Source organism: Sulfurimonas sp. HSL3-2 (assembly GCF_039645965.1).
GTDB lineage: Bacteria > Campylobacterota > Campylobacteria > Campylobacterales > Sulfurimonadaceae > Hydrocurvibacter > Hydrocurvibacter mobilis.
Map to the genome: position 1 here is coordinate 1,922,698 of NZ_CP147917.1, position 24,221 is coordinate 1,946,918.

The following is a 24,221-nucleotide window of genomic DNA, read 5'->3' on the forward strand; positions in this document are numbered from 1 at the left end:
TCTCTTTATAAAATCTACTTTATTACTCTAAACCGATATACTTAAACTTCCGCCGTTTGTCTGTGACTGGCTGGTATTATATGCCGACAGTATATTTTTCATCAGTATCGATTGCAGACCGTTTTGCGCATGGCTGTTTGTTTTACAGTTAGCTTTAGGTGCCTGCGGGCTGCACTGCCCAAGTGCACTTAAAAGTTCATTGCCGTCTATCATGCCGTCTGAATTTTGATCCAGTCTGCTAAAGAGCTTGTCTGACTCGGCCATATCCTGCGATAACTGCATAGCAGCACTGCTGAACTCAATTTTATCGATAGAGCCGTTTTTGTTAGTATCTAAAGTACTTAGGAGCTGATTGCTGATCTCCTTCATCTTAGAACTAAAATCATTTTTTGCTAGTGCGTTTACTCCGCTTTGACTTTGTGTATTTAGCATAGATGCATAGTTTTTTGACACCATACTACTATTTACTATCATAGTTATCTCCTTTCTTCGATCTTACCTAGCTTGAATAGATATGGATGCTTAGCAAAAACAATTCCATCTTATTAGAAACCGTTTTGGATGTTTCAAAAGCTACCTTATGCTAAAATATGTTTACATGTAAAGGATGATAGTTTGGATTTAAAAGCTCAAATACTTAAAGACGGCATCGATGTTCCCGATAACTTTTTTTATAACGTACAAAAGTACAAAGAACATCTCTTAAAATGGAACAAGATCCATAACCTTACAGGCGCTAAAGATGAAAAGACACTGGATGATTTCATCTATGATGCCGTGTTCCCGGTCAAATTTCTACCACATGTCGATACATTAATGGATATAGGGACAGGTGCAGGATTTCCGGGGATGATACTTGCTTTTGCCCTGCCTGATACCAAAGTGACCCTTGTAGAGCCTCTTGCAAAGCGTGCGAGTTTTTTACAGTTTATAAAAGCTGATCTGAAACTTGACAATGTCGAGGTCAAAAAATGCAGGGTTGAAGAACTGGAAAACAGAACATTTGATATAATAACATCACGCGCAGTGACTGAGACGAAGATGTTACTTGAACTCAGCCGTCCTTTTAGAACCGAAGCTACCATGCTTCTTTTTTACAAGGGTGAAAAAGTGTATGATGAAGTGGACGAAGGGTATGACCATGAGGTCATCAAGACCCATAACCGTCATTACCTCATCATAAAAAATATAAAATAGTCAGGAAATAAAATGTTAAAGTATCTAGTAGTCATCGGTGTGATAGCCGCAGTTTATTATTTTTTTATAAAGAAAAAACCAGCTGTCACTTCATCGAACAAATCCGATAAATCTGAAAAGCTGCAAGACAATGACATGGTCCAATGTGCCCAGTGCGGGATATATACCGAAGTAAACGATGCGATCGTCTCTAACGGGAAATATTACTGCTCAAAAGATTGTCTGGAAGATTCAAAATGATACTTTTCGGACACAGATTTATAGAGAGCGAAAGTTTTTATCATATAGATGATATCTCGTCTATTAAAAAAACTCCATCAAACTCGCTTATCTATCTTGATTTTAGTGAAGAGAATCTGGATATCATCGACCATCTAGTCCAAAACGACATACGGTTTGCTCTTTATGTAAAATCGATAAAAGAGGTTATCTATGCCGAAAACCTCGGTGCATCTTACATAGTACTCGAGCACTCTCTTGCTAAAGATGCTCAAAAGATAGCAAACGACTATCTGTTCGATGCGAAGATATTAGCGCATATAGAGAGTGAAGACGATATAGAAGAGCTGGCATATCAAGGGATAGACGGTGCTATCTTTTTAAAGGCGATAATCAAGATAAGCTCATGATAAAGCTATCGATAATAGTCACGCTATTACTTATCTTAACCGGCTGTTCAAAAGCCCCCACCTACCCATCACACTATGTAAAACCGCAACAAACTTCCAAATCTTCAAAACCCGTTTCAAAAGACCCTGTCATCAACAGCCTGCATGCAGAATATAAAAAATGGCATCATACCCCCTATAAATACGGCGGAGTATGTCTGGACGGAGTGGATTGTTCTGGACTTGTAAAAGTGATCTATAAAAATGCTTTTGGCGTGGATATCCCGCGAACGACGAAAGATCAGGTAAAAATAGGTAAAAAGATAAAGTATGCTCAGATAAGACCGGGCGATCTGATATTTTTCAGGACGGGATATAACAAAAGGCATGTAGGCATCTACTTTGGAGATAACACCTTTTTACATACCTCTAAAAAGTACGGGGTGATCATATCGAGTATAAATAACCCCTATTGGAGGGAAAAGTACTGGATGTGCAGGCGTGTCCTAAGCACAGCTAGGACATACACCGCAAAATACTAGACTTGTCTCAAGCATTTTATAGTGACTTTTTTTTGTCACATCTTCGACAATTTTTTCTATATCCATCTCAATATCTACGAAGTTGCCGCAGCTATTACATAAGAGGTGCCCGTGAGGAGATTTTACTATCTCAAATTTAGATTTTTGCTGTGGGACTTTGACCTCTTTTATAAGTGAAGCTTCACTCATCGCGATTATATTTTTATACATAGTCGCTAACGATATTGACGAGAACTGTTTTTTTATCTCACGATACATCTCGTCAACATTGATATGACCATATAAATCCATCAGTGAAAGTATCCCTAATCGTTGAGGGGTTACTTTTAATCCATGTTCTCTTAATAAGTTTTCATAATTCATATCGCGATTATAACTTTTAATTTTTAAATAATTTGTTAAAAGAAAATGATTATCATTTATATTAAACTAAAACTATAAATGTATTAATGAGATAACAATTATTAAAATAAAATCAAAAAATAATTTGATAGTATTTGTATTAACATTAAATTAACAGTAATCTGTAATAATGTTTAAAACGCTAAAGGAGTTCAATATGAAACGTTTTACAATCGCTACATTGTTAATCACTAGTTCCCTTATGGCTGCAATGGGCAATAATATGCCTTCATTTAAAGACTACGACACGAACAACGACGGTAAGATAACCCAACAAGAGTTCAATTATGAACACCAACACAGAATGCAAGAAAGAGCGGAGGAAGGCAGGATGATGCGTAATGCACAAAATGCTCCCGACTTTGCAGATATAGACACAAACGGTGACGGCATCATCAATAGGAATGAGTTCAGAAACCATCAAAAGATGCAGATGCAAAATAAAAATATGAATATGAATAAAAACACCATGGGTAAATGTACAGGTCAGGGTATGAATCAAGGAATGGGTAAATGCACAGGTCAAGGAATGGGTCAAGGTCCAAACAGATAACTTTTGTTTAAGTTTGTTACCACTATAATCCCAAACGATAAAAATTATCCATTAAATTCAAGGAGAAAATATGAAAATTGCCGTACTATTAAGTACCGTGACTGCTGTAGCTTTAATGGCTACTCCACTTATGAAAGATGCTAAAAATGCCGGATTAGTGCCTATTCCGGCAAAACAAAAAGAGTTATATAAACTTACAGATAATCCAAAAAACCCTATCTCTAAAGCGAAAGTCGAACTTGGAAAAAAACTTTTCTTCGATACAAGACTTTCAAAAAGCGGACTTATCAGCTGTAACACTTGTCACAACCTCGCAACAGGCGGTGTTGACGGTGTACCTGCGGCAATCGGACATAAATGGACACCAAATCCACACCATTTAAACTCTCCGACTGTTTATAATGCGGTATTTTTCAGTTCTCAATTTTGGGACGGACGTTCACCTGATGTCGAAGATCAAGCTCAGGGACCTATCCAGGCAGCTCCTGAGATGGCAGCGACTCCTAAACATATAGTCGATGTCGTGACTTCAATGCCTGAGTATGTAAAAGAGTTTAAAAAAGCATACGGAAAAAAACCTATCACTTTTGAACTTGTAGCTGATACTATCGCAACGTTCGAGCGTACTTTAGTAACGCCAGCGCCTTACGATAAGTTTTTACAAGGCGATGATAAGGCATTGACTGCTACACAAAAAAGAGGTCTGAAGACTTTTATAGACAAAGGCTGTACGACTTGTCATACAGGTATAGCTTTAGGTGGTGAGATGCAGCCGTTTGGCGTAGTCGCTCCATACAAATATGCGCATATCGGTGATTTTAAAGGAAACAAAAATGGACTTGTAAAAGTTCCTACGTTAAGAAACATCACTGAGACTGCTCCATATTTCCATAATGGTGCGATCGGGACTTTAAAAGAGGCTATTCAGGAGATGGGACGTATCCAGCTTGGTGTCAAGATCACAGATAAAGAAGCTGCTGATATCGAAGCATTCTTTGGATCACTTGAAGGTAAAAAACCTACTATCGTCTATCCAATGCTTCCTGCAGTAACTGCAACTACTCCGAAACCGGATATGAACTAGAGAGATCCTCTCTAGTTTTTACCGCCGTTTATCATATCTGAGGTGATCCCTTTTTCATCTCTTATATCAGCTGCAACGACTCCGATAATATGTAACGGAACAAAATATAAGACTATCTGATAAACAGCTTCGTGAAGATCTTTTATCTTCCCCGCAGTCTCTTTAAGCAAACCAAGATCCTGATAAAAATGAATCACAAGACCGCTTACCGTCATAAAGAAAAGTGTCGCATAGATCACTACGTACCCAGCACTTACAAGTTTATGATGAGTATTCAACTCTTTAAACTGGAAGCTTTTCTTGCCGCTCTGTGTAAAAAACAGGACAATGCGGTAAATGACTAGAAATGCCAGTGCATACCCTAAGATGATATGCCACTCCCACATAGGTTCACGGATAGCACGTGCTATCGTCTTTGCCTGATCCAGAGTGATGCTTACATCGATAGCTGAAAGTTTATCGAGGATGACCTGTGCATTTTCTCTGTAGCTTAGAAACCCTTTTCTCAGTAAGACAGTACCTATAAGTCCCATTACGACAATTGCATTAGCCCAGTGCCATATTCTAAAGTTAATGCTCCATTTTTTCATATTACACTCCTTTTGATATAGTATCTCATCCCCACTAGTATCTCATAGCCGATCGTATCGCAAGATGCTGCATAACTGTTTGCATTGTCAAAGATACATATATCCTCTTTGTCGCTGTTTATGCTTACGTTATCCATTGAGATACGGCCGAGTATCTTAGAGCCGTCCGGCGTAGTAAAGTTATTGGAAGCATTACGGAGAAGTCCGTCTGCATATCCTACATCATACGTACTTACTACCATATCTTTGTCTGCTTCGAAGATCCCGCCGTAGCCGATGCGTTCGCCAGTTTTAAACAATCTGCTTGAAAGCTTCGAAGCATAAAGGGAAAGTACCGGCTGCAGTGCTTCTACACCTACCTCTTTATAGAGGTTGTCATCCGGACTCAGACATCCGTATGCAGCGATCCCGACTCTTACCATATCGTGCATACACTCTTTAGCACGGAAAAGCGCTGCAGAGTTTTGAGAATGGAAATTCAGTCTTGGGATATTGTATTTCTTTGCAAGACCAAGAGCATGCTCTTTTAACTGTTTAAAGTTTTTTTCCTGAGTAAACCATTCGCTTGAAAGTTCGTCCGCACTTCTGTGGTGAGTAAATACGCCCTCTACATGTAAGCCTCTTTCGATACATAAAAAGAAGGCTTTGTCCAGTTCATAGATACTTACACCGTTACGATGCATCCCGCTGTCAGTCTTGATCTCCACTCTTGTGTTTTTTGGGAACTTCTCTATTGCTTCTATGCTGTTTACTGTATATACGGCATTTTGAAGAGGAACGTCGGGGATATCCGCAAGGACTAAGATGTACTCAAAAAAATCTCTTGCTTTTAATGCTTCATCCTGATTTCTAACGACAGCTTTTTTTATGCCGTATTCATGACAAAGCGGAGCCATAAGTGAGAGTCCGTGACCATATGCATTATCTTTAAGTACCACCGCAATTTTATCTTTTGATGATGTTAATTGTGCGATAATGTCAAGGTTATTAAAAAACGATTTTTTATTGAGGTTTATATGCGCCATACTGAAATTATATCCCAATGTGGACAAAAAAGATGCTTTCCCGGTGAATTTGAGAAACAAAGTTTTGTCCAAGTTATCTTCCCGCACGAAAAAAGCGACTGGATAGATTACCTTGAAGAAGCAAGAAAAAACTTTGTAAACATAGTAAATGCCATAGCAAAATATGAGAGATGTCTGGTAGTCTGTGATGACATCGAGCTAGTCAAAAGCTACTTTAGCGAGAATGAGAACATAGAGTATGTCCAGTTTGAAACAAACGATACATGGGCGAGAGACTGCAGCGCTATCTCCATCATAGAAAACGGCGAAAAGAAGCTTTTGGACTTCACCTTCACGGGATGGGGTTCAAAGTTTGACGCGAGCAAAGACAATGAGATGAGCCGCGCTTTGGCAGCTCATTATAAAACACCGATGAAGACGATCGATTTTATTTTAGAAGGCGGTGCGATCGAGAGCAACTCTAAAGGGCTTTTGCTTACTACTTCTATCTGCGTACTCAATAAAAACAGAAACGCCTCTTACTCCAAAGAGGAGACGACACAGCTTTTAAAAGAGGAACTCGGAGTCAATGAGATACTCTACCTTGACTACGGCTATCTTGCAGGAGACGATACGGACTCTCATATTGATACATTGGCAAGATTTGTCGATGAAAAGACGATCATGTACCTTAAATGTGACGATCAGGATGATGAGCATTACGAACAGCTTTTTAAGATGCAGGAGCAGTTAAAAGAGCTGGCAAAACAGTACGACTTGGATCTTATAGCGCTTCCGTTTACAGATGCGATCTATTATGACGACGAAAGACTTCCTGCGACCTATGCCAACTTTCTGATCATCAACGGCGCGGTCATTGTACCGACTTACGGTGTCAGACAGGATGAAGAAGCGTTATCGGTATTTAGGGATTTCTTTAAAGACAGAGACGTTGTCGCAGTCGATTGTTCAGTCCTGATCCGTCAACACGGCTCACTTCACTGCGTGACTATGCAGTTTTTATAATCCTCTCCAACACTATAATCTATAGGCAGATTGTAAACGCTTTGACGCGGAATCTGCCTGTAAATGCCCATCCTTAACACTTTTGTAACACTCTTTTCCTATTATTGTCTATAGAAAAATTGGGAGAGATGAATGAAACTAAACAAATTTATAGTACTTTCTTTTGCATGTGCTACTACATTGTTGGCAGCAGAGGCTGTACAACTTGATACTATTAATGTCGATGCGACAACACTGAGTGACGTCAGCCACGAGCAGATAAAATCTGCTGACTTAGCGGATGCACTGCAAAAAGCGGTACCGTCTATCTCTATAAGCCGTCGTAGCGGTATAGCGAACGACATCATTCTAAGAGGAATGAAAAAAGACGATATCAACGTTTTAGTCGACGGGACAAAGACTTACGGTGCATGTCCAAACAGAATGGACCCGCCTATCTCACACGTACTTGCTAACAATATCGAAAGCATCCGTATCATCGAGGGACCATATGACGTTGAAAACTTCGGTACTCTAAGCGGTGCAGTCAAAATGGAATCAAAAGCGCCAAGTAAAGATTTTAATGCTGAAGTAAATCTGGGATTTGGTAGTTTCAGTTATAAGAAAGCTGCTACGACTATCAGCGGAGGAAATGATTTTATCCGTATGATGGTAAGTGCTTCTGCTGAGACAAGTGATCAATATAAAGACGGTAACGGCGATACTTTCAATGACCAGATGCATAACAAGATAACAGATATGTCAAAATACTATAAGACAGCATATACTGATCTTCAAGCTTACGAAAAAAAGACGTTAATGGCAAAAGCGTTTATTAACCCGACTGAAAACCAAGAACTTCGTCTTAGCTATACTGCAAACAGAAGTGATGATGTTCTCTATCCATCATCAGGAATGGATGCACTTTACGACAACTCAAACATCTATGATGTGCAATATGAGATCAAAAAACTTGGTGATTTCTCTAAAAAACTTGTCCTGCAATACTATGCGACAGATGTCGACCATCCGATGTCTACAAAATACAGAAATGCTTCCGGCGGTATGATGGGAGAGATGGTAAGTCATCTAACGACCAATACACAAGGTGCAAAGATCAAAAATACACTTGATCTGGGAAATTATGAACTTCTTGTGGGAGTTGACGGTAGTAAACGTAACTGGGACGGAAGATACTATAACCATTCTACGACATACATGTTTAAAAGTATTCCTGATGCATATACGAACAATGCAGCTCTGTTTTCAGAGTTAAGTCGTGATTTTGGCGACTTCTCATTCAAAATGGGTGTACGTTACGACTCTACTAATATAAAAACTACTGATTATGATACTAATAACTATGATGCTTTCAGTGCAAATATCTTGACAAACTATAAACTAAATGCCAACAATAAACTGATCTTCGGCATAGGAAAATCATCTCGTGTTCCTGATGCGAAAGAACTTTTCTTCAAATCTAGTTCAGGTGCAGTAGCAGGTAATCAAGGTCTTGACCAAGTAAAAAACTATGAAGCTGATCTTGGACTTGAGAACAACTATGAAAACTTTATATTAAAAACGAAAGCATTTTACTCAAAACTAAAAGATTATATCATCTACAATTACCAAAGTTCTACAGCAACAAAATATGAAAATATCGATGCTTCTATCTACGGTCTTTCTGTAAACGGTTCTTACTTTATCTCTGACTCTCTTACATTAGATGCCGGAGCAAACTATCAAGTAGGTCGTAAAGATACTTTGGCTACAAACCAAACTGACAGAGACCTTCCAAACATCACACCTTTAAAAGGAAATCTTGCTCTGACTTATGATTATAAGAAAAACTCTTACCTAAAAGCGGAAGTCGTTGCGACTGATGCATGGAGCAAGTATGACAGCGATGATAAAGAGCAAGCGATAGACGGCTGGTCAGTGTTGAACTTAAAAGCTTCACATGAGATCAATCCTCATGTACAGTTCGACCTTGGTATAGATAACGTATTTAACACAGTCTATGCGATCAGTAATACATATGCCGATCTTACACTTCTTGACGGAACAGACGGTTCAAGAATGCTTTTAAACGAGCCTGGCCGTTACGTATATACAAACTTAACAGTTAAATTCTAATCCACATAATATTCCTTATATGTAGAGATACATATAAGGAACTTTAAGCCTCCCTCCTGTAGAATTGACTACCAATTAAAAAGGATTTACTTATGAAAGCGATGATCAAAGAGTTTGAAAGCAGACGCGGTGAGATAGAAAAAGCATTGGAGCTTTTATTTAAGGTCAATATGAAGATAAGCGACTGGGATATCCCCGAAGCTGACGATACTGAAGCTGCTACTATCCTTCTGGCAATACTGCAGGAAAAACTCGATACAATCAGAGAAGATGTAAAATCCGGTAAATTCAAAAACTACTAAGGAAGATATCATGAGTTCACACAAACACCACGAACATATACAAAAGATAAAAGAGGAAGTACAAAAAGCACCTCATCTAAGCGAACAGGAAAAATCAGACACTATCAAACGTCTTGAGGAATGGGTCGCTGAAGATAAAGCTGAAGGGCTTTTATATGAAGAACTTTTTGAGATCACACAAGGGATCAAACCGATCCTGGCAGAACTCGGTCTGCTTTAAAAAAATTACCAGCTAAGACTAAAGACAGTGCCTTGGTCTAGCTGGGATTCTACCTCTATTTTTATCCCCGCCTCATCACAGATCTGTTTTACGATGCTAAGACCCACACCAAACCCGCCCGCAAGATCAGAACCTCTTTCATAAAGATCGAATATCTTATCCAGTTTCTCTTTTGCAATTCCTGCTCCCTCGTCTTTGATGACAAAGCTGTTTTTCTTCAGAGTCAAAGTTATACTCTTATGCGGCATAGAGTATTTTACGGCATTTGAGAGAAGGTTGGAAAAAAGAAGTCTTGCCCTTTCTTCATCTATCTTTATAAATGCATCCTCTACATGTAAGTTGACCATGATCTCTTTTGCAAGACAAAGTTCAGCGTAAAACTCCACAACCTCCACGACTATCTCTTTTAGATTGATGCTCTGTACCTCTTTTGCTCTTGTGGAGAAACTAAGATAGCAAAGAGACTGATAGATGGAGTAAAGCTGTTTGGTGCTGATCGAGATATTCTTTAGTATCTTCTCATCGTACACACCCTTTTGCATCGCTCTTTTTGAACTCATCTGCAGTGCGGTCACAGGAGTGTTGAGTTCATGCGAGACATCTTGTATGAACTGCTCTATCTGCTGCACTTTTTGATGGATAGGACGCATAAAAAGTCTTGCCAGTAAAAACGAGATAAGGACTATCAGTAAAAAGATGACGCTCATAACGGATATGACCTCTTTTTTCAGAGATTCTACTTTTTTATGAACTTCATCTGTTTTAACCACCACATACTTGATATCTAAGTGTTCCTGCGGAGAGGTCGATACCAAGACCGTGTACCCGTTTTCCTGGTAGTAGTTACTCGGGAACTCCCTCTTTTCATCAGTCCTGACCAGAAAATACTCATACCCCTCTTCTAGTCTAGGAAGTTTTAAGACCGTACTGTGCATCTGTGCATTTATGATAAGTCCGCCGATGGTATCGCTGTAGTGCTGCAGTTTATAATACGCCGTGCTCTCAACTGCATTTTTTTGTGCTTTATAGTACCAAAAACCCGACATCGTCAAAAAGAGAAACGACGAACCGATGTAGAGTGCCAAAAATGAATAGAACGATCTCTTCTCTAGACTATTCAAACCTGTACCCTTCGCCTCTTATATTGATGATATGTTCTTTGCCCACATATTTTCGAAGCTCTTTTATAAGTGTTCGAATAGCATCGGATGAGGGCAGGTCATCATACTTCCAAAGGTTTTGCAGCATCTCGTCCTGACTAATAACACGGTTTTTATGCCTGTAGAGATAGAGCAGAAGTTCACTCTCTTTTGCGGTTAGATGAAAAAGATGTTTTGGGGTTTTAAGCACGTGAGTCTGAGTGTTTAGCTCCATATCATCGCCCAGTGGGACAACAAGGTTCAGCCCAAAATGCTTTTTGATGTTCTCTATGCGTACAGAGAGTTCCTCAAGTTCAAATGGCTTTCGTATAAAGTCATTGGCTCCCGATGCGAATGCTTTTGTCAGATACTTCGTATCATGAAAAGCCGTTATAAATATGGTCGGAGTCTCATCATAAAAACTGCGAAGCTCCCGTAAAAGTGTCAAACCGTCACCGTCAGGGACATTAATATCGAAGATATACAGATCATAGGAGTTCTCTTCACTGAGACTTAACGCTTCTTTCATACTGTAGGTATGAGTTACATCGTAATACTCCCGCAGATAATCCAACAAAATATCCGATAAGACCGTATCGTCTTCAAGCAGTAAAATTTTCATCATCAGGTATTATAACTCACAAACTCCTCACAAACTCTAAATATAATTGTAAAAACTTAAAAGGACAGATTATGAAAAAACTACTAAAAATATTTACGGCTCTTGTACTTGGAGTGACACTTCTGCAAGCAGCAGCTTTTGAAAAAACGGCAAAAGGGGGCGGGACAGAGATCATGATCAGTTCTGACAAACCACTTACACCCGGTAACAACAAGCTGCTTATAACCATCAAGGATACAAAATACAAAGATGCAAAAGTAAGTGTAAAAGTGTTTATGCCCGAGATGCCGGGAATGCCGCGTATGGAAGCAGAAGCCGATGCTACAGCGATGGGAGACGGCATGTATGATGCGGATCTGAACTTCTCTATGAGCGGGACTTGGCAGGTGTGGGTCTACATCGCTCCAACTGATGGCAAAAAAGTACGTATTAAAACATCTTTGAATATATAAAGAACATACTATGAGAGCGTTTCTGTCTTTACTTTTTCTTGCAGTACTACTGTCAGGCGATACTCTTGATAATATCCTAGAGTACAGCCTGAATAATCACGGCTCACTAAAAAGTATACAGGAGAGGCTCTCTGCGATAGAAAATGAAAAGAGCCGCTCAAGGAACTTTTCAAATCCCGATATCTCCTTTACCGTTAGCGATATACAGTTTGACAACCCTTCTGACCGCACACTCGAACCCATGCAGTTCAGTGCCGTCAATATCAAGCAGAAGATCCCCTACTTCGGAAAACGCGATGCACTGACGCAGAAGGTCGAGTCTAAAAAAAGATTTTTAGATATGAGTCTGCAGGACCTCAAGTCTGAGCTTGCAAAAGAGATCAAGATAACGGCCTACTCGCTCTGGGATGTTCAAAAACGGCTTAGTGTCTTGGATTCATACATAGACATAACCAACCAGAACATCTCGCTTAACGAAGCGTATAACATCACTTCAAGCAACACGCATCTAGCCCTGATGTCGGCGAAACTCACCCTGAGCGAGTTGAAGATCAAAAAAAGTTCCCTGCAGACTCTTAGAAACTCTCTTTATGAAAAGCTTTCATATCTTGCAGGCAAAAAGATCGAGACACTCGAACTCTCTTTAAGTGTGGATGAACCGCAGAGTCTGGCATTTTACGAGGACAAAGTCACAGCTTCTAGCGCTTTACATGTAAAAGAGGCTGAAGTGCAGATGCAAAAAGCGGATCTTCATATACAAGAGCTCTCCGGTAAGATAGACCCATACATCCAAGCGGGATACTACTACAGAGAAAACCATCCCGACTATGCGACCGTGACCATCGGTGCATCTCTGCCGCTTTACGGAAGCGAAAAAGAGAGCCAAGAGGAGGCAAGAAAACTACTTCTTGCAAAGAGTTTAGAACAGAACGATCTAAAAGCGAAGTTGAGCTCCAACATCGCACAGCTTTATGAAAATATGCAAAACGATTACAAGGTGTATAGGATCATAACAGAGGAGTCCATGCCGCAGATCGAACATCTTTTTGAGCTGGTCGATAGTTCCGTCAAAAGCGGAGACACGCTTTTTGAATACATCGATATGCTTAACAAAAAGCTCAAACTCGAAGAGCAACTTATCCAAGTGACAGCCGAGTATAACAAAACAAAAGCATCGCTTGATGCACTTACAGGAGAAAAACTATGAAACTTTTAACGATTTTACTGCTTTTACATGTAATCTTGTTTTCTAAAGACGCAACGGTAGAACAGCTCTTTAACGTGCAAACCGTAAAGGTAAAGAAAGTAGAGAGTTCACAGAGCAAAAAATACTACGGCTATGTCAAAGCAAATGAAGCAAATGTCTACGACGTATCTCCGAGATTCGGTGGCTACATCGAAGAACTTAAAGCAGACAAACTCTACATGTATGTCAAAAAAGGCGCTCTTTTGGCAACCGTCTACTCACCCGAGGTCCTGCGTGCAAAAGAGGAGTACCTAAACACTTTAAAATACACGCAAAAGATCCCGAATAAAGCTATGCTTGAGAGTGCAAGAGAGAAACTTCTACTTTTAGGCCTTTCGGCTCAGGAAGTAGACGAGATAAAAGTCGATTGCAAAGTATTACGCTACACAAATATCTACGCTCCCGCAAGCGGCTACATCTTTCTAAAAAACGTCGCAAACGGCTCAGCCTTTTCTATGAAACAAAAACTGTTTACTATCGTAGATCTGGATGATGTCTGGATAGAGACTTCGATCATGCCTCAGGATATCGCTCTTATCTCCAAGTTTACGGATTTTCGCATAAGCTCTCCCGTAGGAGATTTTGAAGCCAAAAAAGAGCAGTTGTATCCAAAGCTGAGCCAAAAAGACGCCCTCTTGACCTTGCGACTCGATGTCAAAAACAAAGCAGATGCCCTGCTTCCAAATATGTATGTGAGCGTTACGGCAAAGATGACAAAAGAGAGCTATCTCACGCTTCCCTCTACTGCCGTCATCTTTAAAAACGCAAAACATTACGTGTTTATAAAAGGGGAGTATGAGGGAGAGTATGAACCAAAAGCGGTGGATGCAAAAGAACTCGATGCGCATACATACAGAGTCCAAGGTCTGAACGAAGGCGATGAAGTCGTAAACAACGCACTCTTTATGATGGACAGCGACGCACAGATAAACGGGCTGTATTAGGAGTCTATGATGATAGAAAAGCTGATAGAACTAAGTGTAAAAAACAGATTTCTGCTCCTTGTCTTTACGCTCGTGCTCATAGGAGGTTCTATCTGGTCAATGAGAAACACTTCACTTGACGCACTTCCCGACATCTCACCTCCACAGGTGATCCTGCAGGTAAAATGGGCGGGACAGTCACCCGATATCATAGACCAGCAGGGAACGTATCCTCTTATCACCGCACTTCTCTCGACTCCGAACGTCAAGACCGTAAGAGGTTTTTCAAGCTATGAAAATGCCCTTATCTACATCATCTTTAAAGAGGGAAGCGACATCTATGAAGCCAGAAGCAGAGTCCTCGAACAGCTCTCATCCATAGGCTCGACTCTGCCAAAAGAGATGCACGTCTCTCTAGGACCAGATGCAAGCGGTGTGGGCTGGGTGTATGAGTACGCGCTCTCCTCCAAGACAAAAAATCTTTCAGAGCTCCGTACTCTGCAGGATTACTACTACAAAAATGCTCTTTTAGGCGTAGACGGCGTGAGTGAAGTCGCGACCATCGGCGGATTTGTACCTACATATCAGGTAAGCATAAAGAACGATATGCTCGTACGCTATGACCTCGGCATACAAGATATCGCAAAGACACTCAGACAGAACAACGACAACACGGGCGGACGCATCGTCGTCAAAAACGGCTATGAATGGATGGTGCAAGCAAAAGGGTATGTCCATAATCTCGATGAGATAAGAGATCTCGTCATCACGACTAAAAACGGTACGCCGCTGACTCTCGGCGATATAGCCAGAGTTGAGAAAGTTCCAGCAGGCAGACGCGGTATGGCTGACCTTAACGGTGATGGCGAAGTCGTCGGCGGGATAGTGATAGTCAGATACGGTGCAGATGTCTACAAGACCATACAAAACGTAAAGAAAAGACTCTCACAGCTCAAAGTTGCTGATGTAAACATAACGACTACCTATGACAGATCAAGCCTGATAGACAAAGCCGTAGACACACTCAAAGACACGCTTTTTGAAGAGTCAGTTATAGTCATCATCGTTATCGCACTCTTTTTAATGCATCTAAGAAGTTCGCTTATCGTACTTATCATCCTGCCTATCACTATCGGTATGACCTTTTTACTGATGAAACTTTTTGGCATAGGTTCAAACATCATGAGTCTAGGAGGTATCGCCATAGCCATCGGAGCGATGGTCGATGCGTCCATTATCATGATAGAAAACGCGCACCAGACACTTCACAAGTTACAAGAAAAGGGCGAGATCACAAAAAAAGTGAGGATCGATGCCATCATCAGCTCCTCTCAGCTCGTCGGACGCCCCATCTTTTTTGCACTCGTCTTAGTCGTCGTCTCTTTTCTCCCTATCTTTTCTTTGAGCGGGCAAGAGGGGATGCTCTTCTCGCCTTTGGCGTTTACCAAGACCTTTGCCATGAGTGCGGGAGCGATACTCTCCATCACTCTTGTACCCGTATTGATGATCTATTTTCTAGGAGGCAAGATACCTTCGGAAGAGAAAAATCTTTTAAGCAGGTTTTTCACATTTGTTTACCGACCGCTTCTGATATATGGACTCAGGTTCAAATATATAGTCCTGATCCTGCTTTTTGCATCATTGGCATATATGTACCCTCTTTACAGATCTCTAAAATGGGAGTTTATGCCCACACTCAATGAAGAGACCTTTATGTATATGCCCGTCACCCCTTACGGAACCAGTATCGATATGAGCAAAGAGCTGACGCAGAGAACGGACAAGATACTTAAAAGTTTCCCCGAAGTGGACACCGTCTTTGGAAAAGGGGGACGTGCAGATACTGCGACCGACCCTGCTCCGCTAGGAATGTTTGAGACCATCATCACTTTTAAACCGCAATCACAGTGGCGCGAAGGGATGACATACAAAAAGCTTCAGGACGAGATGGAAAGTGCCTTACATGTAAACGGACTTGTAAACTCCTGGACATATCCCATAAAAGGGCGCATCGATATGCTTCTAAGCGGAATCCGCACACCCATCGGGATAAAACTCTACGGCGACGATATAAAAAAACTGCAGTTTTATGCAGGGCAGATAGAGCAGAAACTAAAAGCTGATCCCATGACGATGTCTGTCTTTGCGGACAAGACCACTGCGGGATACTACTTAAATATAGATATAAACGAAGAAGCACTCAAAAGATACGGTATGACAAAAGAGACTCTGCTAAACTACACTTCACTTGCCATAGGCGGTGCAAAGATATCGACTATGTACAAAGGGCTCGAGCGCTATGCCATCACTATGAGGCTTGAGGACGATGAGAGAGATTCGATAAATGCTATCAAAAACATCATAATAAAGACGCCTCTTGGTTTTGTGCCTCTTTCGACTTTTGCGGATGTCGCATACAAAGAGAGCCCCTCTATCATCAAAAGCGAGATGGCGATGCCTGTCACCTACGTCTATATCACGCCAAAAGACGGAGTAAGCTCATCCGAATATAAAACGATGGCAAAGAAACTCTTAAAAGATATCAAACTCCCCGATGGCTACTACACCGAATTTGCAGGAGAGAGCGAGTATCTAGAATCGGCAATGGCGAAGATAGTGTGGATAGTCCCGGCGGTCACTCTTATCGTGCTTCTGCTTATCTACTTTGCACTTAGAGACCTTATAGCATCGCTTATCGTGTTTTTTACGCTTCCGTTTGCACTTTTGGGCGGACTTATCTTTATGGATCTGCTGAACTTTAGTATGAGCATAGCTGTTATCGTAGGATTTTTAGCACTTCTCGGGATCGCATCGGAGTCTGCTATAGTGATGATCGTCTATCTGCAGCAAAGTGTCAAAAACTCTTTACAGAAGTATGAAGAGAGTTTTGATGCGGGTAATCTCAAAGACGCCATCTATGACGGAGCTATCCGACGTCTTAGACCTAAGCTTATGACTGTATTTGCCATTATCGCAGGGCTTTTGCCCATCATGTATTCTAACGGTGTGGGGAGTGAGATCATGCAGCGCATCGCCGCACCTATGATCGGAGGAATAGTGACATCTTCACTGCTGAGTCTGGTCATCATCCCCATACTCTTTGAGATATATATAAAAAGGAAATATCTAAGAAGATAGTCTTACATGTAAAGTACCCTGGAGGTGTAAGACTATTGAAACAGTATCGATCTTTGTCTGCTTTTCTCTTTGTCTTCATACATCAAGCTGTCTATGACAGTCAGGATATCTTGAAAGTTGTCATTGGCTTTAAAGTCCGTTATACCGTAAGAGTAAGATGTCTTAAAAGTGTTCTCTTTAAACTGCAGCTCTTTTTTCATTATCTGTTCTCTATTTTTCTGCAAAATCGTTTCGACTTGTTTGATTGAAAGTCCATCTTGAAAGATCAATAGAAATTCATCTCCGCCATACCTGATAAGATCGCCGTTTGTCTTTCTAAGATACATCGCCGCAAACTCTAAGACTTTGTCTCCTGCGATATGACCGTAATTGTCATTGATCTCTTTAAAATTGTTCATATCTATCAAGACGATGATCCCGTTACCGTTAAAGTGCTCGGCACCGTTGATATATTTGGTATATAACCATTGTCTGTTATGCGCTTTTGTCAACGTATCGGTAAAAACAGATTTTCTCAGCTTATCGACCTCTTTACGAAGCGATGCCATCTCTTCTATGACTGCTTCAAGTCTATCTTCATCTTTATCTTTAATAGCTGAGATAGCCTCTTTCGTACTGCTGTCTAGTTTTTCTATATTGACTGAAGTGTTTTCTTGGATAGCATTTATGGCAAACAGCTTTTCATCTAGTATCTTATTTACCAGTTTTTCCTCATCTTCCAGATCAATTTTATATTTTGACAGTAGATTCGTGAACAATGCTTTATATAAAAGAGGCGGAGCGATGTCAACATCTGCTATCTGATATTTGACTTCGTTCGTTATGTCCGTTAGCTCTTTTTTATTTTTCATAATATATCCATTGAATGTTTAGTCAAGCCCCATTTTTGCAGGATTGAGTATATTATTTGGATCGAACGCTTTTTTAATCGCTTTAAAAAGGTTCATCTCTTCACCCGTAAACGCCATATGCATATAAGGAGCTTTTGCAAGACCAATACCATGTTCGCCGCTTAAAGTTCCGCCTAAGTCTATTGTAGCCTGAAAAACCTCTTCAATAGCTTTATAAGCAATTTTAACTTGTTCCGGATCTTTTCCGTCAACCATAACATTCGTATGGACATTGCCGTCACCCGTGTGTCCGAAACACGGAATCTTCACATTGTATTTATCGGCTATCGCGTAAAATCTTTCTAACAGTGCAGGAAGAGCCGCACGCGGAACCGTTACATCTTCGTTAAGTTTCTTGCTTCCGTAAACACTGAGTGCCGGAGAAGCATTACGTCTTGCAAACCAAAGATCAGCCGCTTCGGCTTTCGTCTGAGCGATCTTAAAGTCGCTGCATCCGTTTTCACGAAATACCTTCTCAATGACTGAAAGCTGAAACTCAAGATCGTCTTCCATATTTCCGTCGACATCCGTTACTAAAATCGCACCTGCATCAACTGGAAGACCTTTGTTAAACGTCTGTTCTACCGCACGGATAGTAAGATTGTCCAAAAATTCCATCGCGACAGGTGTCACACCGCTTGCCATTGTCTTATAAACAGCTTCCATAGCTTGATGCACACTGTCAAAGATCCCCATAGCGGTCTTTGTCAGTTTCGGTTTTGAAAGGAGCTTGAGCGTCACTTCCGTTGTGACCGCAAGTGTGCCCTCAGATGCTATCAGTATTCCTGCTATGTTATACCCCGCAACATCTTTGATGGTCTTTTTACCCGCTTTGATGACATCACCGTTTGGAAGTACCGCACGCATCGCCATAACGTAGTCTTTTGTGATCCCGTATTTTGCCGCACGCATTCCGCCTGCGTTCTCACTTACATTCCCGCCGATAGTAGAGTAGTCCTGGCTTGCAGGATCCGGCGGATAAAAAAGCCCGACTGCTTCAACTGCACGCTGCAGTTCCATATTGACCACACCCGGCTGTACCACTGCGACCATGTTTTGCATATCGATCTCGAGTATCTTATTCATATGCTTTTCAAACGCTAAAACGATGCCGCCCTGACTAGGTAATGCACCGCCTGTAAAACCGCTGCCCGCTCCGCGAGGAACGATAACGATCTTGTGTTCATTACAGTATTTTAAGACATCGCTGACATCCTGTTCATGACGAGGAAATATTACGGCATCCGGCTCAAAATGTTCACGGGTAGCATCATAAGAGTATGCCAACAGATGGGCTTTATCACTGTAGATGTTTTCAGCACCTACTATGTTTGCAAAGTTTTCTAAGTGTTTTTTATCTATCACTTTTCATCCTTTATATCGAATTCATTTAAAAGAGAGGTCAAATTCTGCTCTTTGTTTTTTATGAGATCATAGAGTTGTTTGTTTTTTGGATTAGTTTCTACTAAAAGTTCATAATAGTAAGGATCATAAGCTTCAAGTTCATCACTTCCCTCTCCGAACCAATTCGCATTTATCTTCTCCACTCTTGAGTAGAATGGTAACTGCAGCGATTCTTGTTTCAAAGGAGCATCCGTTATCTGCAATATAGTCATACTTTTACAATCTAAAGTAAAAAGGTTTTCATGAATATAAAAGTAAAGCAGTCCTACAGATGAGACACTGCACATATTATAGAAATCCTCTTTTAGAGGTGTCGGATGACCGTTAAACGAAAGTACCGTCGCAAAAAGGTCCGGATGTACCCATTCAAGTGTCGGAAGGGCTTTTGTGATACGGTGGTATATCTCTTCGTTAGGTGCTATAAGCAGTGCACGGGAGTATCCAAAAGCAAGAACTGCCTCATCGCCTACTGCAACATCCCACTTTCCGTTTGGAAGAGAGTTCTGTTTTAAAGCATCGTAATCGCTCATGCTTAAAGTCGCTGTTTTCGTCTCTTTATCAAATCCGCTTACAACTGCATTTTTTAGTATTATGCTATGTTCGCTGTCTATATGTTTTACTATAAAACCGCTCATGCCGACATCGATATTATCTATCTTGATAGTCGCTGTATCCTCGTCTACACCAACGATCGGCTGAGAGATCATACTTGCAAAACCGATAAAATATAGTGATAAAAACAGTAGTAAAAATCTAATCATAAAAGCTCTCTCTTTTTTTATTGGATTATATCAAAGAAACCTTAGACTTTTTCCAAGAAGTCTTTTATAAGTCAAGTTTTGATAGTCTTACAAAATATTTTATTTCTAGGTTAATTGATGTTACGTTTATTGTTATTATTTTTTATTCCGATGGCTCTTTTTTCATCGCAGGTCAAAAACCTCCGTTGGGATGACGGAGAGACATACCTTATGTTTTTACAAAGGCTCAATCTACCAAATAAACCTTTATATTATAATCTTGATAAAGACGACAAACAGTTAACAGAAGAGATAAGAACAGGTGTTAACTACCAGATCTTAGAAGACCAAAACGGTTCGATCGAACAGGTTCTTATCCCTATCAATGACGAGCTGCAGATACACATCACAAAAAACAAAGACGACCTTGATTTTGAGGTGATCCCCATTGTCAGCGAGACAAGAAAAGAGGCGTTTACTTTAGAGATAAACAACTCCCCCTACTATGACATCATCAAAGCAACGAACTCTAAAAAGATAGCACAGATATTTGTGGACGGTTTTAAAAACTCTCTTAACTTTAAAGTCGATATCCATAAGGGTGATAAACTTGTTATGATCTATGACCGTATGTACAGACTTGGCCGCCCTTTCTCAATGCCGACACTCGATGTATCGATGATACAGATGGGTAAAAAACGCCATTACGTATACCGCTACACAGATGACAGGTTTTATGATGAGAACGGAGCGGAAGTAGAAGGATTCCTGCTTGCCCGTCCTGTAAGAGGAGCTAGGATCAGCTCAGGCTTCACACTAAAAAGATGGCATCCTATCCTTCATAAGTACCGTGCCCACCTGGGGATCGACTATGCAGCACGTCCGGGAACACCAATCCTTGCAGCGGGAAGCGGAAGGGTCATATTCTGCGGCAGGACAAACGGTTACGGAAATCTGACAAAGATCGCCCACGGCGACGGTTATATTACTTTATACGCGCATCAAAAAGCTTTTAGAAAAGGAATAAAACGCGGAAAGTACGTAAAGCAGGGACAGGTCATCGGCTATGTAGGGACAACCGGTCTTTCAACAGGACCTCACCTACACTTCGGACTCTATAAAGACGGCCGTGCCATCAACCCTGCCCGCGTTGTAAGGGTGACTACAAACAAGCTTAAAGGCAAAGACAGAATCGCATTTAACAAGTTAAAAGAAAACCTCAACCAAAGTGTCGATCTCTACCTAAATGCCAATACAAAGCCGATCGTCTTAGGGCAATATGAACCTGTCTATTATGTAGATAAAAACGGTCAGCAGATAGAAAAAAAACAGGAAAAATCAGTAAACTAAAGATATAATTCTTCTACTTACATGTAGGAGAATATATGAGCCCCGTTATAAAAGAGACCACGCGACTGGAAAACCCTTCTTTTGTAAAACCTCTTTTGATCCACTACAAACAAAACGATATCCATAGAACCTGGGAAGCGGTAAGAAGCCACGACAGTGTTTCTATACTGCTTTATAACATCGATCTGGACTCATTTGTAATCGTCAAACAGTTCCGTCCCCCCGTACTTTTAAACAATGAGACAAACGGCATGATGTATGAGCTTTGTGCCGGTATCGTAGATAAAAAGTTATCCCTTCAAGAGATCGCCAAAGAGGAGATACACGAAGAGTGCGGATATGATGTCCCTTTGCAAATGATCGAAGAGATAACATCGTTTTACACCAGTGTCGGCATCTCCGGAGCGAAACAGACACTCTACTACGCGCAGATCGATGAGAGCATGAAAGTAAGCGAAGGCGGCGGTCTGGAAGAGGAAAGTATCGAAGTCATACATGTAAAAAAAGAGGATGCTAAAGAGTTTATTTTAAATCCAGCCTATCAAAAGACTCCCGGACTGATGGTCGCTTTTTACTGGTTTTTTGACAAAAAAAGTTAAAATATGTATATAAACTCAGGATGCATGATTTGAATACTCTACATAAACTTATACTTATCGGTTCTTCTACAGGAGGCCCGGGCCATATAGAAAAGATAATATCATCACTTCCAAGCGACTTCAATGCGACGATCATAATCGCGCAGCATATGGGTGATGAATATCTGCAGAGTTTTGCAACAAGGCTTGATAGAGAATCAAAGCTGCAGGTATCTTTAGCTTACGACAAACAAATAATAGAAAACTCCCATATCTATATATGTACGAAAAAAAGTGAAATCGAGTGCAACAAAACGATGAGCTTTATAGTCTCAGACAATAAACAGAGTAACTATAATCCAAATATTAACTCTCTGTTTAATTCCGCAGTCCATATAGACCGTTCATGTCAGATCCTTGCAATAATACTCACAGGTATCGGTGATGACGGTGTAGAAGGGATAAAAAACATTTCTGAGAGCGGCAGTATGACCATAGCGGAATCCCCAAAAAGTGCCATCGTCTACGGCATGCCCATGAGAGCAGCAGAGATCGTAAAAGATATCAAGATACTCTCATTGGATGAGATCATAAGCTATATAAACAGATTTGGAGCATAGATGTTCAGTATATTTTTTAAAAATAAAAAAGATAAAAAGACGGATGAAAAACATGAGATAGTCGAAGTCGAAGATTACAACGACGTGACACCCATCGCTATATATATAAAAGAGCAGACAGGCATAAACTTCGATAAACAGTTAGATATCTTAAAAAGCAAGATGACGAGCTTTTGTAAGATCAGATATATCAAAAGCTTCAAAACATGTCTGGACAGAGTTCATAGCGATCCGGCATTTAAACAGGAACTCATCAACTATCTGACCACAAACGAAACCTATTTTTACAGAGAACATAGACAGATAGAGGATTTTGTAAAAGATGCCAAGTCTTTACATAAAAAGATCGATGTCCTGTGTGCTCCATGTTCGACGGGAGAAGAACCCTACTCTCTTGTGATCGCACTTTTAGAAGCGGGAATCCCTTCAAGAGAGTTTCATATCACTGCTATCGATATAAGTACCGAAGCACTTGATCTTGCAAAAGAAGCCGTCTACAAAGAGAGAAACGTGAAGAACCTCACTCCCGAGATAAGGGTGAAATACTTTGACCACAAAAACAATACGTACATCTTAAAAGAGCATGTCAAGGACCTGGTAACTTTTAAACAGGTCAATGTATTTGAGAGAGAGTTTTTGGAGTTGGGGAAATTCGACTACGTGTTTTCCAGAAATATGCTGATCTACTTCGATAAAGAGACAAAACAAAAAGCAAAAGAGATACTAGAGTCGATGTTAAAAGACAAAGATAAAGGGGTTTATTTCGGTCATGCGGATCTGTATTAGACCTAAGTCAGCATGTACCCGATTTTTGCCACATTAAAAAGATTACTGTCGTCATGCATCTTTTTACGAATCCTAAAAACAAGATTTTTTAGTGCCCCGTCCGACATATTTTGATTAAACATCTGAGAGATCATATCATATGTCACCACCTGCCCTCTATTTAAAAGCAGCAGTTCGATCGTATATATCTCATTTTTTGTCAAGACTGTTTTTGAACCGTCCCTAAATACAAACGACTTACTATAGTAGCTATATGAGACCGTATCATTTACTCTGGCTACCAGCATATCGTTCGTCTTCAGATAGTCAACAGCTTCATAAAGTACTTTTATCCATGCATTAAACTCTATAGGTTTATGAATGTAATCGATTAGGTTTAGTTTACATGCGGCTAACAGATCATCAGTCGCTATAGATCCGGAGACGATGACTATGGGGACTTTATTATTGTATTGACGTATTCGTTTGGCTACTTCTATACCCCCTACATTTCCCATATAAATATCTAAAATGACTACGTCTATTGAATGTTTATGGTATATATCCAAAGCTTCTGAACCGTCAGCTACTGCATATACTTGATTTACGACCAACTGTAGTGTCTTTTTTGTAATCTCACGTAATGTGCTGTCATCTTCAGCATATAATACAGACAGATTTTTTAGATCATTTAGTTTTGACATTGACCGC

General features: G+C 40.4%; 28 protein-coding genes. 18 read left to right on the top strand and 10 right to left on the bottom strand.

Translation table 11 applies throughout. The annotated features are described in order from the left end of the window. Positions 1-27: 27 nt before the first annotated feature. Complete coding sequence (locus tag WCX87_RS09650; RefSeq protein WP_345979548.1) at positions 28-474, bottom strand: EF-hand domain-containing protein; 447 nt, start codon at positions 472-474, stop codon at positions 28-30. Positions 475-615: 141 nt separating this feature from the next. Between WCX87_RS09650 and rsmG the strand changes: the two genes are divergently transcribed. The 4 genes from rsmG to WCX87_RS09670 are packed head-to-tail and all read left to right on the top strand — an operon-like array spanning position 616 to position 2,347. Next, positions 616-1,197: a 16S rRNA (guanine(527)-N(7))-methyltransferase RsmG gene (gene rsmG / locus WCX87_RS09655; RefSeq protein ID WP_345979549.1), complete on the top strand. Its 582-nt coding sequence runs from the start codon at positions 616-618 to the stop codon at positions 1,195-1,197. A gap of 12 nt (positions 1,198-1,209) precedes the next feature. Beyond that, positions 1,210-1,437: a PP0621 family protein gene (locus WCX87_RS09660; protein WP_345979551.1), complete on the top strand. Its 228-nt coding sequence runs from the start codon at positions 1,210-1,212 to the stop codon at positions 1,435-1,437. Beyond that, entirely contained in the window at positions 1,434-1,826 is a 393-nt protein-coding gene (locus WCX87_RS09665) for a hypothetical protein (RefSeq protein ID WP_345979553.1), read from the top strand. The genes WCX87_RS09660 and WCX87_RS09665 overlap by 4 nt, the downstream gene beginning before the upstream one ends. Then, entirely contained in the window at positions 1,823-2,347 is a 525-nt protein-coding gene (locus tag WCX87_RS09670; RefSeq protein ID WP_345979555.1) for an NlpC/P60 family protein, read from the top strand. Before WCX87_RS09665 ends, WCX87_RS09670 begins: the two co-directional genes overlap by 4 nt. Here WCX87_RS09670 and WCX87_RS09675 read toward each other — a convergent pair. Further along, positions 2,312-2,638 (bottom strand): transcriptional repressor, encoded by a 327-nt coding sequence (locus tag WCX87_RS09675; protein ID WP_345979557.1) that lies wholly within the window; start codon positions 2,636-2,638, stop codon positions 2,312-2,314. The two genes, WCX87_RS09670 and WCX87_RS09675, sit on opposite strands and share 36 nt — an antisense overlap. Before the next feature lie 268 nt (positions 2,639-2,906). Here WCX87_RS09675 and WCX87_RS09680 point away from each other — a divergent pair, with 268 nt between their 5' ends. Beyond that, the gene (locus WCX87_RS09680; RefSeq protein ID WP_345979558.1) at positions 2,907-3,302 is read left to right on the top strand and encodes an EF-hand domain-containing protein; all 396 of its coding nucleotides are present in this window, start codon (positions 2,907-2,909) and stop codon (positions 3,300-3,302) included. A 70-nt stretch (positions 3,303-3,372) separates the two neighbouring features. Next, complete coding sequence (locus WCX87_RS09685) at positions 3,373-4,386, top strand: cytochrome-c peroxidase (protein WP_345979561.1); 1,014 nt, start codon at positions 3,373-3,375, stop codon at positions 4,384-4,386. Between the two features lie 11 nt (positions 4,387-4,397). Here the strand turns inward: WCX87_RS09685 and WCX87_RS09690 are convergent, their stop codons facing one another. Together WCX87_RS09690 and WCX87_RS09695 are read right to left on the bottom strand one after the other, a co-directional pair. After that, positions 4,398-4,976: a cytochrome b/b6 domain-containing protein gene (locus tag WCX87_RS09690; protein WP_345979562.1), complete on the bottom strand. Its 579-nt coding sequence runs from the start codon at positions 4,974-4,976 to the stop codon at positions 4,398-4,400. Next, entirely contained in the window at positions 4,973-6,001 is a 1,029-nt protein-coding gene (locus WCX87_RS09695; protein ID WP_345979563.1) for an alanine racemase, read from the bottom strand. The genes WCX87_RS09690 and WCX87_RS09695 overlap by 4 nt, the downstream gene beginning before the upstream one ends. Here WCX87_RS09695 and WCX87_RS09700 point away from each other — a divergent pair. From WCX87_RS09700 to WCX87_RS09715, 4 genes are all read left to right on the top strand, one after another. Next, on the top strand, positions 5,993-7,006 hold the full coding sequence (locus WCX87_RS09700; protein WP_345979565.1) for an agmatine deiminase family protein: 1,014 nt from the start codon (positions 5,993-5,995) through the stop codon (positions 7,004-7,006). The genes WCX87_RS09695 and WCX87_RS09700 overlap by 9 nt on opposite strands. Before the next feature lie 132 nt (positions 7,007-7,138). Beyond that, positions 7,139-9,121, top strand: a complete 1,983-nt coding sequence (locus tag WCX87_RS09705) for a TonB-dependent receptor (RefSeq protein WP_345979566.1) — start codon at positions 7,139-7,141, stop codon at positions 9,119-9,121. A gap of 92 nt (positions 9,122-9,213) precedes the next feature. Beyond that, positions 9,214-9,423, top strand: coding sequence for a hypothetical protein (locus WCX87_RS09710; RefSeq protein ID WP_345979568.1), 210 nt, complete (start codon positions 9,214-9,216; stop codon positions 9,421-9,423). A 10-nt stretch (positions 9,424-9,433) separates the two neighbouring features. After that, complete coding sequence (locus WCX87_RS09715) at positions 9,434-9,643, top strand: hypothetical protein (RefSeq protein WP_345979570.1); 210 nt, start codon at positions 9,434-9,436, stop codon at positions 9,641-9,643. A 5-nt stretch (positions 9,644-9,648) separates the two neighbouring features. Here WCX87_RS09715 and WCX87_RS09720 read toward each other — a convergent pair whose 3' ends face one another. Continuing rightward, complete coding sequence (locus WCX87_RS09720) at positions 9,649-10,764, bottom strand: HAMP domain-containing sensor histidine kinase (RefSeq protein WP_345979571.1); 1,116 nt, start codon at positions 10,762-10,764, stop codon at positions 9,649-9,651. Then, positions 10,757-11,407: a response regulator transcription factor gene (locus WCX87_RS09725; protein ID WP_345979573.1), complete on the bottom strand. Its 651-nt coding sequence runs from the start codon at positions 11,405-11,407 to the stop codon at positions 10,757-10,759. The genes WCX87_RS09720 and WCX87_RS09725 overlap by 8 nt, the downstream gene beginning before the upstream one ends. A 68-nt stretch (positions 11,408-11,475) precedes the next feature. Between WCX87_RS09725 and WCX87_RS09730 the strand changes: the two genes are divergently transcribed. From WCX87_RS09730 to WCX87_RS09745, 4 genes are read left to right on the top strand one after another with little or no spacing between them, the layout of a single operon-like run. After that, on the top strand, positions 11,476-11,856 hold the full coding sequence (locus WCX87_RS09730; protein ID WP_345979575.1) for a FixH family protein: 381 nt from the start codon (positions 11,476-11,478) through the stop codon (positions 11,854-11,856). A 10-nt stretch (positions 11,857-11,866) separates the two neighbouring features. Further along, positions 11,867-13,063, top strand: coding sequence for a TolC family protein (locus WCX87_RS09735; protein ID WP_345979576.1), 1,197 nt, complete (start codon positions 11,867-11,869; stop codon positions 13,061-13,063). Next, positions 13,060-14,046 carry an efflux RND transporter periplasmic adaptor subunit gene (locus WCX87_RS09740; protein WP_345979577.1) on the top strand — a complete coding sequence of 329 codons (987 nt, stop codon included), beginning with the start codon at positions 13,060-13,062 and terminating at the stop codon, positions 14,044-14,046. Before WCX87_RS09735 ends, WCX87_RS09740 begins: the two co-directional genes overlap by 4 nt. Positions 14,047-14,055: 9 nt before the next feature. Continuing rightward, positions 14,056-17,163, top strand: a complete 3,108-nt coding sequence (locus WCX87_RS09745) for a CusA/CzcA family heavy metal efflux RND transporter (RefSeq protein WP_345979579.1) — start codon at positions 14,056-14,058, stop codon at positions 17,161-17,163. 32 nt (positions 17,164-17,195) lie between these two features. On the opposite strand, the gene WCX87_RS09750 is transcribed toward WCX87_RS09745, so the two are convergent. From WCX87_RS09750 to WCX87_RS09760, 3 genes are read right to left on the bottom strand one after another with little or no spacing between them, the layout of a single operon-like run. Then, entirely contained in the window at positions 17,196-18,014 is an 819-nt protein-coding gene (locus WCX87_RS09750; protein WP_345979580.1) for a diguanylate cyclase, read from the bottom strand. Between the two features lie 18 nt (positions 18,015-18,032). Beyond that, on the bottom strand, positions 18,033-19,418 hold the full coding sequence (locus WCX87_RS09755) for an FAD-linked oxidase C-terminal domain-containing protein (RefSeq protein WP_345979582.1): 1,386 nt from the start codon (positions 19,416-19,418) through the stop codon (positions 18,033-18,035). After that, positions 19,415-20,218 (bottom strand): plasminogen-binding N-terminal domain-containing protein, encoded by an 804-nt coding sequence (locus tag WCX87_RS09760; RefSeq protein WP_345979584.1) that lies wholly within the window; start codon positions 20,216-20,218, stop codon positions 19,415-19,417. The genes WCX87_RS09755 and WCX87_RS09760 overlap by 4 nt, the downstream gene beginning before the upstream one ends. 117 nt (positions 20,219-20,335) lie before the next feature. On the opposite strand from WCX87_RS09760, the gene WCX87_RS09765 reads away from it, so the two are divergent. Genes WCX87_RS09765 through WCX87_RS09780 form a run of 4 tightly spaced genes read left to right on the top strand, consistent with a single transcriptional unit; the run spans position 20,336 to position 23,531 of the window. Next, a complete protein-coding gene (locus WCX87_RS09765) occupies positions 20,336-21,547 on the top strand; it encodes a peptidoglycan DD-metalloendopeptidase family protein (protein WP_345979586.1) in 1,212 nt (403 codons plus the stop codon). 35 nt (positions 21,548-21,582) lie between these two features. Then, entirely contained in the window at positions 21,583-22,146 is a 564-nt protein-coding gene (locus WCX87_RS09770; protein ID WP_345979588.1) for an NUDIX domain-containing protein, read from the top strand. A gap of 29 nt (positions 22,147-22,175) precedes the next feature. After that, the gene (locus tag WCX87_RS09775) at positions 22,176-22,745 is read left to right on the top strand and encodes a CheB methylesterase domain-containing protein (RefSeq protein ID WP_345979590.1); all 570 of its coding nucleotides are present in this window, start codon (positions 22,176-22,178) and stop codon (positions 22,743-22,745) included. Further along, entirely contained in the window at positions 22,746-23,531 is a 786-nt protein-coding gene (locus WCX87_RS09780) for a CheR family methyltransferase (protein ID WP_345979591.1), read from the top strand. It begins immediately after the preceding gene. A 2-nt stretch (positions 23,532-23,533) separates the two neighbouring features. Here WCX87_RS09780 and WCX87_RS09785 read toward each other — a convergent pair whose 3' ends face one another. Next, positions 23,534-24,214, bottom strand: a complete 681-nt coding sequence (locus WCX87_RS09785; protein ID WP_345979593.1) for a DNA-binding response regulator — start codon at positions 24,212-24,214, stop codon at positions 23,534-23,536. Between the last annotated feature and the right edge of the window lie 7 nt (positions 24,215-24,221).

What these genes read in the sequence shown, in the direction of transcription:
- WCX87_RS09715 (WP_345979570.1), top strand. Translation starts at nt 9,434, where the DNA reads ATGAGTTCACACAAACACCACGAACATATACAAAAGATAAAAGAGGAA.
- WCX87_RS09650 (WP_345979548.1), bottom strand. Translation starts at nt 474, where the DNA reads ATGATAGTAAATAGTAGTATGGTGTCAAAAAACTATGCATCTATGCTA.
- WCX87_RS09745 (WP_345979579.1), top strand. Translation starts at nt 14,056, where the DNA reads ATGATAGAAAAGCTGATAGAACTAAGTGTAAAAAACAGATTTCTGCTC.
- WCX87_RS09700 (WP_345979565.1), top strand. Translation starts at nt 5,993, where the DNA reads ATGCGCCATACTGAAATTATATCCCAATGTGGACAAAAAAGATGCTTT.
- WCX87_RS09780 (WP_345979591.1), top strand. Translation starts at nt 22,746, where the DNA reads ATGTTCAGTATATTTTTTAAAAATAAAAAAGATAAAAAGACGGATGAA.
- WCX87_RS09685 (WP_345979561.1), top strand. Translation starts at nt 3,373, where the DNA reads ATGAAAATTGCCGTACTATTAAGTACCGTGACTGCTGTAGCTTTAATG.
- WCX87_RS09690 (WP_345979562.1), bottom strand. Translation starts at nt 4,976, where the DNA reads ATGAAAAAATGGAGCATTAACTTTAGAATATGGCACTGGGCTAATGCA.
- WCX87_RS09665 (WP_345979553.1), top strand. Translation starts at nt 1,434, where the DNA reads ATGATACTTTTCGGACACAGATTTATAGAGAGCGAAAGTTTTTATCAT.
- WCX87_RS09670 (WP_345979555.1), top strand. Translation starts at nt 1,823, where the DNA reads ATGATAAAGCTATCGATAATAGTCACGCTATTACTTATCTTAACCGGC.
- WCX87_RS09730 (WP_345979575.1), top strand. Translation starts at nt 11,476, where the DNA reads ATGAAAAAACTACTAAAAATATTTACGGCTCTTGTACTTGGAGTGACA.
- WCX87_RS09785 (WP_345979593.1), bottom strand. Translation starts at nt 24,214, where the DNA reads ATGTCAAAACTAAATGATCTAAAAAATCTGTCTGTATTATATGCTGAA.
- WCX87_RS09770 (WP_345979588.1), top strand. Translation starts at nt 21,583, where the DNA reads ATGAGCCCCGTTATAAAAGAGACCACGCGACTGGAAAACCCTTCTTTT.
- WCX87_RS09680 (WP_345979558.1), top strand. Translation starts at nt 2,907, where the DNA reads ATGAAACGTTTTACAATCGCTACATTGTTAATCACTAGTTCCCTTATG.
- WCX87_RS09710 (WP_345979568.1), top strand. Translation starts at nt 9,214, where the DNA reads ATGAAAGCGATGATCAAAGAGTTTGAAAGCAGACGCGGTGAGATAGAA.
- WCX87_RS09705 (WP_345979566.1), top strand. Translation starts at nt 7,139, where the DNA reads ATGAAACTAAACAAATTTATAGTACTTTCTTTTGCATGTGCTACTACA.
- WCX87_RS09695 (WP_345979563.1), bottom strand. Translation starts at nt 6,001, where the DNA reads ATGGCGCATATAAACCTCAATAAAAAATCGTTTTTTAATAACCTTGAC.
- WCX87_RS09735 (WP_345979576.1), top strand. Translation starts at nt 11,867, where the DNA reads ATGAGAGCGTTTCTGTCTTTACTTTTTCTTGCAGTACTACTGTCAGGC.
- WCX87_RS09765 (WP_345979586.1), top strand. Translation starts at nt 20,336, where the DNA reads ATGTTACGTTTATTGTTATTATTTTTTATTCCGATGGCTCTTTTTTCA.
- WCX87_RS09750 (WP_345979580.1), bottom strand. Translation starts at nt 18,014, where the DNA reads ATGAAAAATAAAAAAGAGCTAACGGACATAACGAACGAAGTCAAATAT.
- WCX87_RS09760 (WP_345979584.1), bottom strand. Translation starts at nt 20,218, where the DNA reads ATGATTAGATTTTTACTACTGTTTTTATCACTATATTTTATCGGTTTT.
- WCX87_RS09660 (WP_345979551.1), top strand. Translation starts at nt 1,210, where the DNA reads ATGTTAAAGTATCTAGTAGTCATCGGTGTGATAGCCGCAGTTTATTAT.
- WCX87_RS09740 (WP_345979577.1), top strand. Translation starts at nt 13,060, where the DNA reads ATGAAACTTTTAACGATTTTACTGCTTTTACATGTAATCTTGTTTTCT.
- WCX87_RS09725 (WP_345979573.1), bottom strand. Translation starts at nt 11,407, where the DNA reads ATGATGAAAATTTTACTGCTTGAAGACGATACGGTCTTATCGGATATT.
- WCX87_RS09675 (WP_345979557.1), bottom strand. Translation starts at nt 2,638, where the DNA reads ATGGATTTATATGGTCATATCAATGTTGACGAGATGTATCGTGAGATA.